The following is a 13660-nucleotide window of genomic DNA, read 5'->3' as shown; positions in this document are numbered from 1 at the left end:
TCTCAGGCGTGTTTCCGCCGCCAACGCCGCGGAGTTTAATCGGAGTGAAGAAACAGTTTGCCACACTCTGTTTCATCGCCAAGGAAATTCGCATCGCTAATGTTTACAAAGCATTACAGGTTATCGGCAGGTAATTCTGCAGCCGGGCGCGGCTGTCGGCGGCCTCCGCCGCCAGAAAATCGACCAGCGCGGTTAACGTCGGCGGCGCCACCGTGCGTTCAGGATAGACCAAATAATAGGCCGCGCCGCTGCTGACGCAGAGCGGGAACGGCGTTACGATGCGCTGCGCCTGAATATCCTCCTCCAGCAGGCACAGATCGCCGATGGCGATGCCGAATCCCTGCAGCGCGGCGCTCATCGCCAGATCGAGGGTATCGAAATGCTGGGCCTTGCCGGACGGCAACGCATCGGCGCCCGCCGCCTTCAGCCAGCGCAGCCAGTCGCGCCGATCGCGCGTCGGGTGCAGCAGGGTTTTGTCCGTCAAGTCCGTCAATCGGGCTGCCGGCGGCAGGAACGTCGGCGTGCAGACCGGCGTGAGGATTTCGTCGAACAGCAAGTGCGCGGTCAGCTTTTTACCCGGCGGCCGGCCGAATACCACCGCGGCGTCAAACTGCTCGGTACTGAAATCCAGGCCGTGCGACACCGAGGCGGTCAGCTCGATATGCATGTCCGGCCGTTCATTTTGCAGGCGAATGATGCGCGGCAGCACCCAGCGCATGGCGCAGGTCGGGCATTTGATGCGCAGCGCCCCCGGCGGAGCGGCGGCCCGCGTCAGGGCTTCATCCAACTGCCCCAGCGCCTGCTGTACCGGCGCCAGCAGCTGCGCGCCCTGCGGCGTCAGCGCCAAACCGCGCGCCTGACGGCTGAACAGCGGATAGCCCAGACGCTGTTCCAGCCCGAGAATTTGCCGGCTGACCGCCCCCTGCGTCAGGTGCAGCTGCCGGGCGGCATGGGTAAAGTTGAGGCGTTGCGCCACCACCACAAAGGTTTTCAATACGTCGAGCGACGGCAGGGATATCGGCATAGCGTGCCTCGATTAGGTATGATCGTAGTGCATGGCAAGTATGACAAACTTTCCCTTGTCCGCCTACGCCGCCTGATGCTTAATCGCTCAACACTTCCCTGTTTGCCTGGAGCCCATCATGCAGAGCGCCTGCTCATCCCGCTCGAAGCTGCCGGACGTCGGCACCACCATCTTCACCGTTATTGGCCAACTCAGCGCCGAACATCAGGCCCTCAACCTGTCGCAGGGCGCGCCCAACTTCGCCGGTGACCCGCAACTGATCGAGGCAACGGCGCAAGCCATGCGCGCAGGTCATAACCAATACGCGCCGATGAGCGGCGTGGCGGCGTTACGTGCTGCTCTGGCGGAAAAAGCTGAACGATTGTATGGCGCGCGCTATGACGCCGACGAAGAAATCACGGTGATCGCCAGCGCCAGCGAAGGGCTGTACTCGGCGATCAGCGCACTGGTGCATCCCGGCGACGAGGTGATCTATTTCGAACCGGCGTTCGACAGCTATGCGCCGATCGTGCGCCTGCAGGGCGCCACGCCGGTGGCGATCAAACTGTCGCTGCAGGACTTTCGCGTCGACTGGGATGAAGTGGCCGCCGCCATCAACGGCAAAACGCGCATGATCATCGTCAACACGCCGCACAACCCGACCGGCGCGGTGTTCGACGCGCAGGATATCGACCGCCTGACCGCCCTGACCCGCGACACCGACATCGTGATCCTGTCCGACGAGGTCTACGAGCATGTGGTGTTCGACGGCGATATTCACCACAGCATGGCGCGCTACCCGCAGTTGGCGGAACGCAGCGTGATCGTGTCGTCGTTCGGTAAAACCTACCACGTCACCGGCTGGCGCGTCGGTTACTGCCTGGCGCCGGCGGCGTTGATGGACGAGATCCGCAAGGTGCACCAGTTCATGGTGTTCTCCGCCGATACGCCAATGCAGCACGCCTTCGCCGCCGCGCTCGCCAACCCGCAGAGTTACCTGGGGCTGGCGGCGTTTTACCAACAAAAGCGCGATCTGCTGGCCAGCGCCCTGCAGGATTCGCGCTTTGAGCTGCTGCCCAGCCGCGGCAGCTTCTTCATGCTGGCCCGTTTTAGCGGCTTCAGTCACGAAAGCGACAATGATTTCGCCGTGCGCTTGATCCGCGAAGCGAAGGTGGCGACGATCCCGCTGTCGGCGTTCTACAGCGACGGCACCGATACCGGCCTTATTCGGCTGAGTTTTTCCAAAGATAACGAGACCCTGCTGGAAGGCGCGCGCCGCCTGAGCCAGGTGTAATTTTTTGTCCGACCATGGGAAAGGGGCACTGCCTATGAAAGCTTTGAAAACGCTGTTCGCCGCCGGATGCCTGCTGGCCGCCGGCTCTTCTCTGGCGGCGGAAAACAGCCTGCGCTTCGGTCTGGAAGCGCTGTATCCGCCGTTCGAATCCAAATCCGCCAGCGGCAAACTGGAAGGGTTCGACATTGAACTGGGCGACGCGGTGTGCGCCGCAGCGCAGTTGCAATGCAGCTGGGTGGAAACCTCGTTCGACAGCCTGATCCCGGCGCTGCAGGCGCGCAAGTTCGACGCCATCAACTCGGCGATGAACGTGACCGAACAGCGGCGCCAGGCGATCGCCTTTACCGACGCCATCTATCAGGTGCCGAACCGCCTGATCGCCAAGGCCGACAGCGGCCTGCTGCCGGACGCCAAAGCGCTGGCGGGCAAACACGTGGGCGTGCTGCAAGGCTCGATTCAGGAGATTTACGCCAAAACCCATTGGGCGCCGGCGGGCGTGGATGTGGTGTCTTACCAGGATCAGAATCAGGTGTATCTCGATCTGGCGGCCGGTCGGCTCGACGCCACGCTGGTGATGGCGCCCTCGGGGCAAAGCGGCTTCCTGTCACAGCCGGACGGCAAAGGCTTCGCCTTCGTCGGCGAGGCGGTGCGCGACGACAAGATCCTCGGTGAAGGCATCGCCTTCGGCCTGCGCAAAGGGGATGAGGCGCTGAAGAAGAAACTGGATGCCGCCATCGCCAAAGTGAAACAACAAGGCACGGTGACGGCGCTGTCGAAGAAGTATTTCGGCGATATCGACGTGACGGTGAAGTGATGGACGGGGGCGGCACCGCCGCCCCCTGCCGCGTTTAGCGATCGAACACCGAACTGTTCAGCGCGCGATCCTGCTGGTGGCGCTCCAGCGCCAATTCGATCAGGCGCGTGATCAGCGCCTGGTAGCTGACGCCGCTGGCGGCCCACAGCTTGGGATACATGCTGATGTTGGTGAAGCCCGGCAGCGTGTTAATCTCGTTGATCACCACCTGGTTATCCGGCGTCAGGAACACATCCACCCGCGCCAACCCGAAGCACTCCAGCGCGCGGAACGCCTTCAGCGCCACCTCACGGATGTGGTCGCTCACTTCCGGTGCGATCGCCGCCGGCACCACCACCTGAGCGCCCTGCTCATTGATGTATTTGGTGTCGTAGGAGTAGAAAGCGTCGCTCAGCACGATCTCGCCGCACACGCTGGCCTGCGGATCGTCGTTCCCCAGCACCGCGCACTCGATCTCGCGGCCGACGATCGCCGACTCCACCAGCACTTTGTGATCGAAGCTGAAGGCCAGTGCCACCGCCGCGTCAAACTCGGCGCGGTTCTCCACCTTGCTGACCCCGACCGACGAGCCCTGGTTGGCCGGCTTGACGAACAGCGGCAGGCCGAGGCGCTCGCTCAGTTGCTCAAACGTGAACCCGGCGCGGTTGGCGCGCGTCAGGGTGACGAACGGCGCCACCGCCAGCCCGGCGTCGCGCAGCAGGCGCTTGGTCACGTCTTTATCCATGCTGACCGCCGAGCCGAGCACGCCGGCGCCGACGAACGGCATATTGGCCATGCGCAGCAGCCCCTGCAGCGAGCCGTCTTCCCCCAGCGTGCCGTGCACGATCGGGAAGATGACGTCGAGCTGGCCCAGCGCGCCGGCGCTGCCCGCTTCGATCAGCTGCTGTTTTTCCTGGCCCGGGATCAGCGCCACGTTCTTGTTCGAGCGGTTCAGCGCGATCAGCGCCGGGTTCTCGGCGTTGAGCAGGTAATTGGAGGCGTCGTTGATGTGCCACTGCCCCTGTTTGTCGATCCCCAGCAGCGTGACGTCAAACTTCTCTTTGTCGATTGCATCCACAATGTTTTTGGCCGACTGCAGCGACACCTCATGCTCCGCCGATTTACCGCCAAAAATCACCCCAACACGTAGTTTAGTCACGCCTTAAATCCTTCTGAAAAATCATGGCAAAAAAGTCGTTCATCACAATAAACGCATTGCCTGGCGGCGGCAATCGTTGTTGCCAGAATCTTCTTACGCCACAGAATGCCACATCGCGACCATCCAAAACATATACACTTCGTATATCGTTCATTTATGGAGACGCCGATGGGCATCGTAAAAATTTCGGACGCGCTGCATGACGATCTGCGCCTCGCCAGCCTGACCATGACGCGTTCGATCAACGCGCAGGCCGAGTACTGGATCAAGATCGGCATGCTGGCGGAGTTCCATCCGGAACTGACCTACCCGCAACTGGTAAAAAAATGATGAAAGATAATGCGCTGACGCTGAAGGAGATTGTCGGGTGAAACAGATTGTGATTAAAACGCCGGAAGAGATTGCCAAAATGCGCCATTCCGGCGCTCTGCTGGCTAAAGTGTTTGCTATGCTCGATGAGGTCATCGTCGAAGGTATCTCCACCATGGAGATCAACGACCGCGCCGAGGCGTTTATCGTCGAAGAACTGAAGTCGCGCCCGGCCAGTAAGGGGCAGTATGATTTCCCCTATGTGCTCAACACCTCCGTAGACGACGTGGTATGCCACGGGGTGCCGTCGGCCAGCAAAATCCTGCGTTCCGGCATGATTGTCAACGTGGACATCACGCTGGAAAACGGCGGCTACATCGCCGACTCCAGCAAGATGTACTGCATCGGCCAGGTAACGCCGCTGGCCAAACGGCTGGTGAACAACGTCTATGAATCGATGTGGCAGGGCATTCGCGCGGTGAAACCGGGCGCCACCCTGGGCGATATCGGCCACGCCATCCAGTACCACGCCGAGCAGGCCGGCTACAGCATCGTGCGGGAGTATTGCGGCCACGGCATCGGCCGCGACATGCACGAAGAGCCGGCGGTGCTGCACTACGGCCAACCCGGCAGCGGCATGGCGCTGCAGGAAGGCATGGTGTTCACCATCGAGCCGATGATCAATCAGGGCGACCGCCGCATCAAGCAGAAGAAAGACGGCTGGACGGTGGTGACGCGCGACAAAAAACTGTCGGCGCAGTGGGAACATACCGTAGCGGTCACCGCCGACGGCGTGGAGATCCTGACGCTGCGCGACGAAGAGCGTCGTGCCGGCTACGCCGAACGCTACTAAATCCGCAGGCCATTAGCTTAACAAGCTGATGGCTTAATAAGTTATTTAATTGATAACCTCTTAGCTGACTGCGCGGCGCTCCGGCGCCGCGGTTAGAGCGACGGGGATGACAGGGAGACAGGCAGCATGCAGTCAGGCAATCAGGCGTTTCTCAACCAGCTTAAGGACATCGTCGGCGGCCCGCAGTTGTTGACCGGCGATCGCAACACCGAACGGTATCGCAAAGGGTTCCGCTCCGGCGAAGGCCAGGCGCTGGCGGTGGTGTTTCCCACTAGCCTGCTGCAGCTGTGGCGCATTCTGCAGGCCTGCGTGGCCGCCGATAAAATCGTCATCATGCAGGCCGCCAACACCGGCCTGACCGAGGGCTCAACCCCCAGCGGCAACGACTATGATCGCGATATCGTCATCGTCAGCACCCTGCGCCTCGACCATATTCAGGTGCTGGACAACGGCAAGCAGGTGGTCGGCTTCCCCGGCAGCACCCTGCACCACCTCGAGAAATTGCTCAAGCCCTACGGCCGTGAACCGCATTCGGTGATCGGCTCTTCCTGCATCGGCGCCTCTGTTATCGGCGGCGTGTGCAACAACTCCGGCGGCTCGCTGGTGAAACGCGGCCCGGCCTATACCGAAATGGCGCTGTACGCCCAGTTAGGGGAAGACGGCCAGCTGCGCCTGGTGAACCATCTGGGCATCCGGCTTGGCGACACGCCGGAAGAGATCCTCACCCGGCTGGAAAAAGGCGACTATCGCCCGAGCGACGTCGAATACGGCGAGCTGCGCGCCTCGGATAACGAGTACGCCAGCCGGGTGCGCGACGTCGACGCCGACACCCCTTCCCGCTTCAACGCCGACAAACGCCGCCTGTACGAAGCCTCCGGCTGCGCCGGCAAACTGGCGGTGTTCGCGGTGCGGCTCGACACCTTCGAGAAAGAGGGCAAAGAGCAGGTGTTCTATATCGGCACCAACGATACCGCGGTGCTGACCGAACTGCGCCGCCACATGCTGAGCAAATTCGAAAACCTGCCGGTGGCCGGTGAATACATGCACCGCGATATCTTCGACATCGCCGAGGTGTACGGCAAAGACACCTTCATGATGATCGACAAGCTCGGCACCGATCAGATGCCGCGCTTCTTCACCCTGAAAGGCCGCATGGACGCCAGCCTCAACAAGCTGCCGCTGCTGCCGCACAACCTGACCGATCGGCTGATGCAGGGCCTGAGCCATCTGGCGCCGAGCCACCTGCCGAAACGCATGAAGGAATACCGTGAACGTTTCGAACACCATCTGCTGCTGAAGATGGCCGGCCCCGGCGTGGAAGAGGCCCAGCGCTACCTGACCGACTATTTCGCCCAGGCCAAAGGCGCCTTCTTCGCCTGCACGCCTGACGAGGGCAAAAAGGCTTTCCTGCACCGCTTCGCCGCCGCCGGCGCCGCCGTGCGTTACCACGCGGTGCACGCCGACAAGGTGGAGGATATTCTGGCGCTGGACATCGCCCTGCGCCGCAACGACACCGACTGGTTCGAAACGCTGCCGCCGGAAATCGACAGTCAGTTGGTGCATAAGCTGTATTACGGCCACTTTATGTGCCACGTCTTCCACCAGGACTACGTGGTGAAAAAAGGCGTGGACAGCCATGCACTAAAAGAAAAGATGCTCGAGATCCTCAACCGGCGCGGCGCCGAGTACCCGGCGGAGCATAACGTCGGCCACCTGTACCACGCCAAACCGGATCTGCAAGCGTTCTACCGCACCGCCGATCCGACCAACAGCTTCAACCCCGGCATCGGCAAAACCAGCAAACGCAAAGGCTGGGCCGAAGCCCCCCGCTAAACGCCGCACGATCGGCCCGCCGCCCACCCGGCGCGGGCCTCACCGCCCCAGCCCGCCTCGTCGTGACCTTTTCGCTTATAAAGATGCATTTTTATTGCAACTTATAAAATTCCCGATTACCATTCATCGCAAATGAGAATTAATTACAAAGCTGTCGTGACGGATACATGACATCCGCCGTGGCATTCACCGCGAACTTAATGAGAAGGAACCTACCATGAGTCAGACCCTCGATTCCGCCCAGCTGTTGGCCGCGCTCGATAAAGTGATGGTGATCTCCACCACCGATCTGCAGGGCACCATCACCTACGTCAACGACCTGTTCTGCCAACTGACCGGCTTTTCCCGGGAAGAGCTGGTGGGCCAGCCCCACAGCATCGTGCGTCACCCCTCCGTGCCGAAAGCCGTTTACAAAGCAATGTGGGACACCATCAAGGCGGGCGGCATCTGGACCGGCATCATCCCGAACGTCGGCAAGGGCGGCGTGCTGTACGTGGTCGACACCACGGTGCAACCGCTGTATGACGCCCAAGGCAATATCGAGGCTTATATCAGCATCCGCCGCGTAATTAACGATCTGATGACCGACTTCGAATCGGTGGAATTCGCCAAAGAACAGTTCGACAACCACTACGACAAGTAACCGCTATGGCCGACATCATCGAACGCATCCTGATTGGTTACGGTTCGGAGTCGGGCAACGCCCGGGCGCTGGCAATGCGTCTGGGCGAGCAAAGCAGCCTGCAACCCTACCGCCCCGTCGTTAAAGAACTCAACGCCATCCAGCCCGCCGATGTGGGCGAACGCGACGCCCTGTTGATTGTCTCGAGCTCATTTGGCGACGGTGAACCGCCCGCCAACGCCGAACGTTTTCCCGACGCGCTGGCGCAATGGCCGGATCGCCACCGGTTGCGCTATGCCATCTTCGGTCTCGGCGACACCGCTTACCCGCATTTCTGCGGGTTTACCCAGGCGCTGGATGCGCGCCTGACGCAATACGGCGCCCGTGCCATCATCAATCGCGTTGACGCCGACGTTAACGTCGAACCGTTCTTCACCACCTGGCTAACGACGCTGGATAAGGTGCTGGCCGGCGATGCCCAGGCGGGCCGCGATTTGCATCTGCGCGTTACCGCCTACGGTGAAGACCATGCGTTCAACGCCGCCCTCCTCGAACGACGGCCGCTTAGCGCACGCACGCCGCAAGCCTGGCATTTGCGGCTGAATATCGCCGGCAGCGGCATCGTTTACCGGGCGGGGGATACCGTCTATCTGTTGCCGGAGAACGACGAAGGATTATTGATCCGGCTGGCAGAGTGGCTCGGCAGGCCGGAGGCCATCGACGCGCTGCGGCGCCGGGAGCTGCGCCAGATCAGCAAAACGACGCTGCGCGAACTGGCGCAGTTGGCCGACAGCGAAGAGCTCAAAAGCCTGCTCAAGATCCGTCAGCGCAAATCCCTGGAGAGTTATCTGTACGGCGCCGATCTGCTGGATGTGCTGCACGATTTTTGCCCGCCGCACGCGATCACGCTGGAGAACCTGTTGGCGCTGCTGCCCATTTGCCTGCCGCGCGCCTACTCCATCGCTTCGGCAACGCGGGAAGAGAGCCTCGATCTGTGCGTGCGCGACGTGCGTTATGAACGCGGCGGCCGCACGCGGCGCGGCACGGCGACCGGCTGGCTGCTCAAGCACCCCGGCCCTTTCCGCCTCTTCTGCCGCGCCAACCCCGGCTTTTACCTACCGCGCGACACCGCCTTGCCGGTGCTGCTTATCGGTACCGGTACCGGCATCGCACCGTTGATTGGCTTACTGCGCGAAATGGCCGCCCAGGGCGAACGGCGTGAAACCGTCCTGATCTTCGGTGAGAAAAGGCGCGATGAAGACTTCCTGTATGGCGAGGAGTTGGTCACGCTGAACGCGACGGGCGTACTCACACGGCTCATCACGGCATTCTCGCGCGACGCCGCCGACAAGTATTACGTGCAACACGCCATCGACGATCACGCCGATGCCGTCAGCGGCCTGCTGCAACGGGGCGCGCATGTCTACCTGTGCGGCAATCGCCAGTATCTGGAACATGCCGTGGCGACGGCGCTGGAGCAAGCCTGCGGGGCGGAAAACCTGTGGCAGACGCTGATTGAGCAGCAGCGCCTGCACCTGGAACTCTATTGAGACAGGGCGGCGTTCACCGCTCCGCGCGCAACAGCAAGGAGACGATGAACGCGCCCCCCAGCCCCGCCGTAATGATGCCGATGGGCAGCTCCTGATTGGGGATCAGGCTGCGGCTGAGCATGTCGCCGCCGGTCAGCAGCATCGCCCCCAGCAGGCCGCACATCGGCACGGACAAGCGGTGGCGCACACCTACCAGGCGCCGGGCCAGATAAGGCACCATCAGCCCGACAAAACCGATCACGCCCGTCAGCGAAACGAGAAACGCCGTAGACAATGCGCAGCACAGAAAGGTCTCGGTGCGCAGGCGCGCCACGTTGACTCCCATCGAATGGGCGGTTTGCTCACCCGCCAGCAGCGTGTCCAGCGCCCGCCAACGCAGCGCCGTAAACCCGGCCAGCAGCGCGAAACTTACCAGCGGAATGAACAGATTATCCCAACGCGCCAACCCCAAGCCGCCCAGCGACCAGAACAACACTGAACCGGCCGCCCGCTGATCGCCGGAAAAAACCAGATAGCTGGTAAGCGCGCTGAACAAAAATGAGACCGCCAGGCCGCAGACGATAAGCTGCTCGGCGCGCCTGACCCGGCTGACGCGAAACAGGATCATCACCGCCAACGCGGACAGAATGCCGCCGACGAAAGCGGACAGCGGCAACGTCAACGCCCCCAGCGCATCGCCGAAGCGCGTGATGACCAGCACCGCGCCGGCGGCGGCGCCGGAGGAGAGCCCAAACAAAAAAGGATCGGCCAGCTCATTGCGGGTGGTGGTCTGCAGCAGCGCGCCGGTCATCGCCAGCCCGGCGCCGGTCAACGCCGCCAACAAGGCCCGAGGCACGCGCAGTTGCACGACGATAGTGTCCAGCATGCCGGAAAGCGGCGCCGAACCTATCCCTAACGCCGCCAACGCCTGCCGCCATGACAGCGCGACGCTGCCCAATTGCAGGCTCCAGACCATTAATCCGCACAACGTCAACAGCGCCAGCGGCGCGAGCACCATAAACCGCCGTGTCAGCGAGTTCATTCAGCCTCCGGCGCGTACAGCGCCCGCGCCAGCTTTTCCACCGCACCGATATTGGCCGGCCCCGGCGTCAGCTCCGCATACTGCAGTTTCAGATAACGATGGTGCCGTACCGCAGGCGTCAACTTCATCAACGGATGAGACTCGAGGAAACGCCGCAGCGCCTCGGCGCCTGACCCGGTCTGGTAATCCAGCAGAATGATGAAGTCGGGTTCCGCCGCCGCCACCGCCTCCCAGGATGCCGTCGTCCAGCTCGCCGCCAAACCGTCCATCACGTTGCGGCCGCCCGCCGCTTCGACAATCGCCGTCGGCATGGCGTATTTACCGCTGGTAAAAGGCTTCTCTTCTCCCGAGTCATACACGAACACCTTGAGCGGCGCCTGACCCGCCGGTCTGGCGGGCAGCGCGGCTAACCGGCGGCGCCAGCCCTCAACCAGCGCGGCGGCCTCTCGCTGCTTGCCGAAAATCTTGCCGAGCTTCAGCTCATCGTCATACAGCAGGTTCATATCGGCCTTCTGCGGCCGGCCGCCGGCCTGTACGCAGCTCTCGCTCAGCACCAGCGTTTTGATGCCGAACGGCGCGAGCGTCTCCGGCGTGACGTCGCCGCCGATCTTCATGCCGTAATTCCAGCCGGCGAAGAAAAAGTCCGGCTGCGCCGCCAGCAACGTTTCCAGAGCGGGATACTTCGGCGCCAGTTCGGGAATGGCGCCCATCGCCGCCTTGAAATCAGGCGTCAATTTGTACCAGCCGGTGATGCCGGTCAGCCCGACGATCCGATCCTGCAGATGAAGCGCAAAGGCCATCTCGGCCATATTGATGTCGTTGATGACGGCGCGCTGCGGCGCCTGATTGAAGGTGATCGGCTTCCCGCAGCTTTCTACGGTGACGGGAAATTTTTCAGCCGCTGCCGCTCCGCCGGCCAACAGCAGGAGCAAGGGGAATACGCGTATGTTCATGTTTCTCTCTGGTTTATCAAGCGCAATGGGGAACTTCAAAAATACGCAGCGTTTTCCCGCTGACGGGATGCGCCACGCTGAAACTGTGCATGCCGAACACCGGCAGAATTACCGGGGTTTGCAACACCGCCGCGGGCGAGCCGCAGGCCACCTGGCGGCTTTCGTTGAGCACCAGGATCCGATCGGCGAACGCCTCCGCCACGGGCAGGTCATGCAGCACCGCAATCACGGCGATGGCTTTATGTTTTACTAACGACAGCAGCGCCGAACGCCCGGGGGGATCGAGGTGATTGGTCGGCTCATCCAACAACAACAGGTCGGGAGACTGCGCCAACGCCCGGGCCAACGCAGCGCGCTGACGCTGGCCGCCCGAGAGCCGCCCCAACGGGTGGTGCCTGAGCGGCGCCAGACCGGTTTCCCCGATGATCTCGTCAACGATGCGTTTTCCCGCCGCGGGCCGTTCGCCATGCGGCAAACGCCCTAACGCCACATAGTCCTCCAGCGACAGCCGCAAATCCGGCAGATCGTTTTGCGCCAGAAAGGCGATGCTTCTGGCGCGTTCCGCCGCCGACCACGCGGACAAAGCGCGCCCTCGCCAGTAAATCTCGCCGCTGTCCGGCCGCGTTTCGCCGATCAGCGTGCGCAACAGGCTGGATTTGCCGCTGCCGTTAGGGCCGATCACCGCCAGCTTCTCACCGGCGCGCAGCGTGAAATGGATGTTGTCGAGTATCGAGGCCCCGCCGTGGCCGGTCAGGCTAACCCCATCAACATGGAGGATGTCGTGAGCTGAATTCATCATGCATTAATTGTTATATTATAACATTTCAATATTTTTATCACGATTGCGCGCCCTCTGCAAAAACGAATCGTAAAGTCTCTCACTGCACGCATGACGGGAAATGGCGGCGGGGAGCCTACCCCCTTGCGCCTCGCGCTGGCGTTAAAACTGCGTTTTTGCAGCAACATAGCACACCTTTAATTTAATGATAATGATTTTCATTATCATTTATGCTTCTGTGATTTTCGGTTGCGCGCCCCGCTGAACTTGGCTATGTTTGAAGCGATTGGTTTCATTCACGGTTTTCAGGAACTCACATGACCTACCTGGCGCACAGCACAGACCCGACAAACGCGACCGTTCCGGCCGTCGTTTTGCTGTGTGCTTCCTCCGCTCCACCCGCCGTTTTCTCTGTCGTTTCCGCGGTTGCCGCTTACCCGCCACGCCTTGTGGTCGTGCGCTAAGCCACACCGACTTTTTACCTCCGGCTTATGTTGATTTGTTGCGTTCAGGCGTAGACCGCCGCGCGCGCCGGAGCCTGTAATTTTCACGACAGGTGAAATTGATATGCGATTACCTTCTCTCTGGGCCAATGCCGGCTCTCTGGGCCAATGCCGGCCTGGCTACGCTGTTCGTCCTGCTTTGGAGCAGCGGCGCGATCTTCTCCCGTTGGGGGTTGGAGCACGCCTCCGCCTTCGCTTTTCTGTTCTTCCGCTGCGCCATCGCGCTGGCGGTGCTGTTAGCCATCGGCCTGTGGCAGCGCCAGTGCCTGCCCGCCGCCGGCACCCGCCGGCGCGTCGCGTTGATCGGCGTGCTGATGATCGGCAGCTATCAGATCTGCTATCTGCTGGCCCTCGAACGGGGCATTACCCCCGGCGTGCTGGCCACGCTGCTTGGCGTACAGCCGATCCTGACCCAGTTCATTACCGAACGGCGCTGCGCCGGGCTGCGCGCGCTCGGGTTGGCGCTGGCGTTGGCGGGGCTGACGCTGGTGGTGTACCAAAGCCTGATGGTGGCCCATTTCTCGCTGAGCGGCATGCTGTTAGCCTTTATCGCCTTGTGCTGCATGACCGCCGGCACCCTGCTGCAAAAGGGCATGACGCAGCCGCCGCTGGCGGTGTTGCCGCTGCAGTATGCCGTCGGGCTGTTGATGTGTGCGTTGGCGCTGCCGTTTGAGCCGCTGCGGGTCGAATGGAAGCCTGAGTTCGTGCTGCCGCTGCTGTGGATGGCGGTGGTGATCTCGGTGCTGGCGACCTTCTTGCTGTATCGGCTGATCCAGCGCGGCAACCTGGTGCAGGTGACCAGCCTGTTCTACCTGATCCCGGCGGTCACCGCCCTGCTGGATTATCTGCTGCTCGGCCACGCGCTGGCCGCGCTGAGCCTGCTGGGCATGGCGGGCATCGTGCTCGGCGTGATGCTGGTTTTCCGCCGCGCATAGCCTAAAAACAAAAGCCCCCGCGCCGTTCCACCGGCGCGGGGGCGATAACAACAA

At 62.0% G+C, this 13660-nt stretch carries 12 protein-coding genes and 1 pseudogene; 8 read left to right on the top strand and 5 right to left on the bottom strand.

The annotated features are described in order from the left end of the window. Positions 1 to 103: 103 nt before the first annotated feature. A complete protein-coding gene (locus SERRSCBI_RS06485; RefSeq protein ID WP_015377064.1) occupies positions 104 to 1024 on the bottom strand; it encodes a LysR substrate-binding domain-containing protein in 921 nt (306 codons plus the stop codon). Positions 1025 to 1142: 118 nt separating this feature from the next. Between SERRSCBI_RS06485 and SERRSCBI_RS06480 the strand changes: the two genes are divergently transcribed. Together SERRSCBI_RS06480 and SERRSCBI_RS06475 are read left to right on the top strand one after the other, a co-directional pair. Next, a complete protein-coding gene (locus tag SERRSCBI_RS06480) occupies positions 1143 to 2297 on the top strand; it encodes a methionine aminotransferase (RefSeq protein ID WP_021503974.1) in 1155 nt (384 codons plus the stop codon). 34 nt (positions 2298 to 2331) lie between these two features. Next, positions 2332 to 3111, top strand: a complete 780-nt coding sequence (locus SERRSCBI_RS06475) for an ABC transporter substrate-binding protein (protein WP_033633826.1) — start codon at positions 2332 to 2334, stop codon at positions 3109 to 3111. Positions 3112 to 3145: 34 nt separating this feature from the next. Here SERRSCBI_RS06475 and ddlA read toward each other — a convergent pair whose 3' ends face one another. Beyond that, positions 3146 to 4249: a D-alanine--D-alanine ligase gene (gene ddlA, locus SERRSCBI_RS06470; RefSeq protein ID WP_015377061.1), complete on the bottom strand. Its 1104-nt coding sequence runs from the start codon at positions 4247 to 4249 to the stop codon at positions 3146 to 3148. A gap of 168 nt (positions 4250 to 4417) precedes the next feature. On the opposite strand from ddlA, the pseudogene SERRSCBI_RS06465 reads away from it, so the two are divergent. The 5 genes and pseudogenes from SERRSCBI_RS06465 to SERRSCBI_RS06445 all read left to right on the top strand — a co-directional run bounded on the left by SERRSCBI_RS06465 (position 4418) and on the right by SERRSCBI_RS06445 (position 9416). After that, positions 4418 to 4620, top strand: a pseudogene (locus SERRSCBI_RS06465) (ParD-like family protein). Beyond that, entirely contained in the window at positions 4617 to 5411 is a 795-nt protein-coding gene (gene map / locus SERRSCBI_RS06460) for a type I methionyl aminopeptidase (protein WP_042783915.1), read from the top strand. Before SERRSCBI_RS06465 ends, map begins: the two are co-directional and overlap by 4 nt. 126 nt (positions 5412 to 5537) lie before the next feature. Continuing rightward, on the top strand, positions 5538 to 7244 hold the full coding sequence (gene dld / locus SERRSCBI_RS06455; RefSeq protein WP_042783914.1) for a D-lactate dehydrogenase: 1707 nt from the start codon (positions 5538 to 5540) through the stop codon (positions 7242 to 7244). A 217-nt stretch (positions 7245 to 7461) separates the two neighbouring features. Further along, on the top strand, positions 7462 to 7887 hold the full coding sequence (locus SERRSCBI_RS06450) for a PAS domain-containing protein (RefSeq protein WP_023447580.1): 426 nt from the start codon (positions 7462 to 7464) through the stop codon (positions 7885 to 7887). Between the two features lie 5 nt (positions 7888 to 7892). Further along, complete coding sequence (locus SERRSCBI_RS06445; RefSeq protein ID WP_042783912.1) at positions 7893 to 9416, top strand: sulfite reductase flavoprotein subunit alpha; 1524 nt, start codon at positions 7893 to 7895, stop codon at positions 9414 to 9416. A 13-nt stretch (positions 9417 to 9429) separates the two neighbouring features. Here the strand turns inward: SERRSCBI_RS06445 and SERRSCBI_RS06440 are convergent, their stop codons facing one another. Genes SERRSCBI_RS06440 through SERRSCBI_RS06430 form a run of 3 tightly spaced genes read right to left on the bottom strand, consistent with a single transcriptional unit; the run spans position 9430 to position 12189 of the window. Further along, entirely contained in the window at positions 9430 to 10437 is a 1008-nt protein-coding gene (locus tag SERRSCBI_RS06440; RefSeq protein WP_042783911.1) for an iron ABC transporter permease, read from the bottom strand. Further along, positions 10434 to 11390 carry an ABC transporter substrate-binding protein gene (locus tag SERRSCBI_RS06435; protein ID WP_042783910.1) on the bottom strand — a complete coding sequence of 319 codons (957 nt, stop codon included), beginning with the start codon at positions 11388 to 11390 and terminating at the stop codon, positions 10434 to 10436. Before SERRSCBI_RS06435 ends, SERRSCBI_RS06440 begins: the two co-directional genes overlap by 4 nt. A gap of 16 nt (positions 11391 to 11406) precedes the next feature. Further along, complete coding sequence (locus tag SERRSCBI_RS06430; RefSeq protein ID WP_232230745.1) at positions 11407 to 12189, bottom strand: ABC transporter ATP-binding protein; 783 nt, start codon at positions 12187 to 12189, stop codon at positions 11407 to 11409. 571 nt (positions 12190 to 12760) lie between these two features. On the opposite strand from SERRSCBI_RS06430, the gene SERRSCBI_RS06425 reads away from it, so the two are divergent. After that, the gene (locus SERRSCBI_RS06425; protein WP_042783909.1) at positions 12761 to 13606 is read left to right on the top strand and encodes a DMT family transporter; all 846 of its coding nucleotides are present in this window, start codon (positions 12761 to 12763) and stop codon (positions 13604 to 13606) included. Positions 13607 to 13660: the final 54 nt, after the last annotated feature.

The sequence above is a fragment of the Serratia sp. SCBI genome, assembly GCF_000747565.1.
Taxonomy (GTDB): Bacteria; Pseudomonadota; Gammaproteobacteria; order Enterobacterales; family Enterobacteriaceae; genus Serratia; species Serratia ureilytica.
The sequence above is the reverse complement of the archived record's forward strand: the minus strand, read 5'-3'. Positions and strand labels throughout refer to the sequence as shown.

Coding starts and splice junctions, on each gene's coding strand:
- SERRSCBI_RS06450 (WP_023447580.1), top strand. CDS start 7,462: ATGAGTCAGACCCTCGATTCCGCCCAGCTGTTGGCCGCGCTCGATAAA.
- SERRSCBI_RS06435 (WP_042783910.1), bottom strand. CDS start 11,390: ATGAACATACGCGTATTCCCCTTGCTCCTGCTGTTGGCCGGCGGAGCG.
- SERRSCBI_RS06430 (WP_232230745.1), bottom strand. CDS start 12,189: ATGATGAATTCAGCTCACGACATCCTCCATGTTGATGGGGTTAGCCTG.
- SERRSCBI_RS06440 (WP_042783911.1), bottom strand. CDS start 10,437: ATGAACTCGCTGACACGGCGGTTTATGGTGCTCGCGCCGCTGGCGCTG.
- SERRSCBI_RS06445 (WP_042783912.1), top strand. CDS start 7,893: ATGGCCGACATCATCGAACGCATCCTGATTGGTTACGGTTCGGAGTCG.
- SERRSCBI_RS06480 (WP_021503974.1), top strand. CDS start 1,143: ATGCAGAGCGCCTGCTCATCCCGCTCGAAGCTGCCGGACGTCGGCACC.
- SERRSCBI_RS06485 (WP_015377064.1), bottom strand. CDS start 1,024: ATGCCGATATCCCTGCCGTCGCTCGACGTATTGAAAACCTTTGTGGTG.
- SERRSCBI_RS06475 (WP_033633826.1), top strand. CDS start 2,332: ATGAAAGCTTTGAAAACGCTGTTCGCCGCCGGATGCCTGCTGGCCGCC.
- dld (WP_042783914.1), top strand. CDS start 5,538: ATGCAGTCAGGCAATCAGGCGTTTCTCAACCAGCTTAAGGACATCGTC.
- SERRSCBI_RS06425 (WP_042783909.1), top strand. CDS start 12,761: ATGCCGGCTCTCTGGGCCAATGCCGGCCTGGCTACGCTGTTCGTCCTG.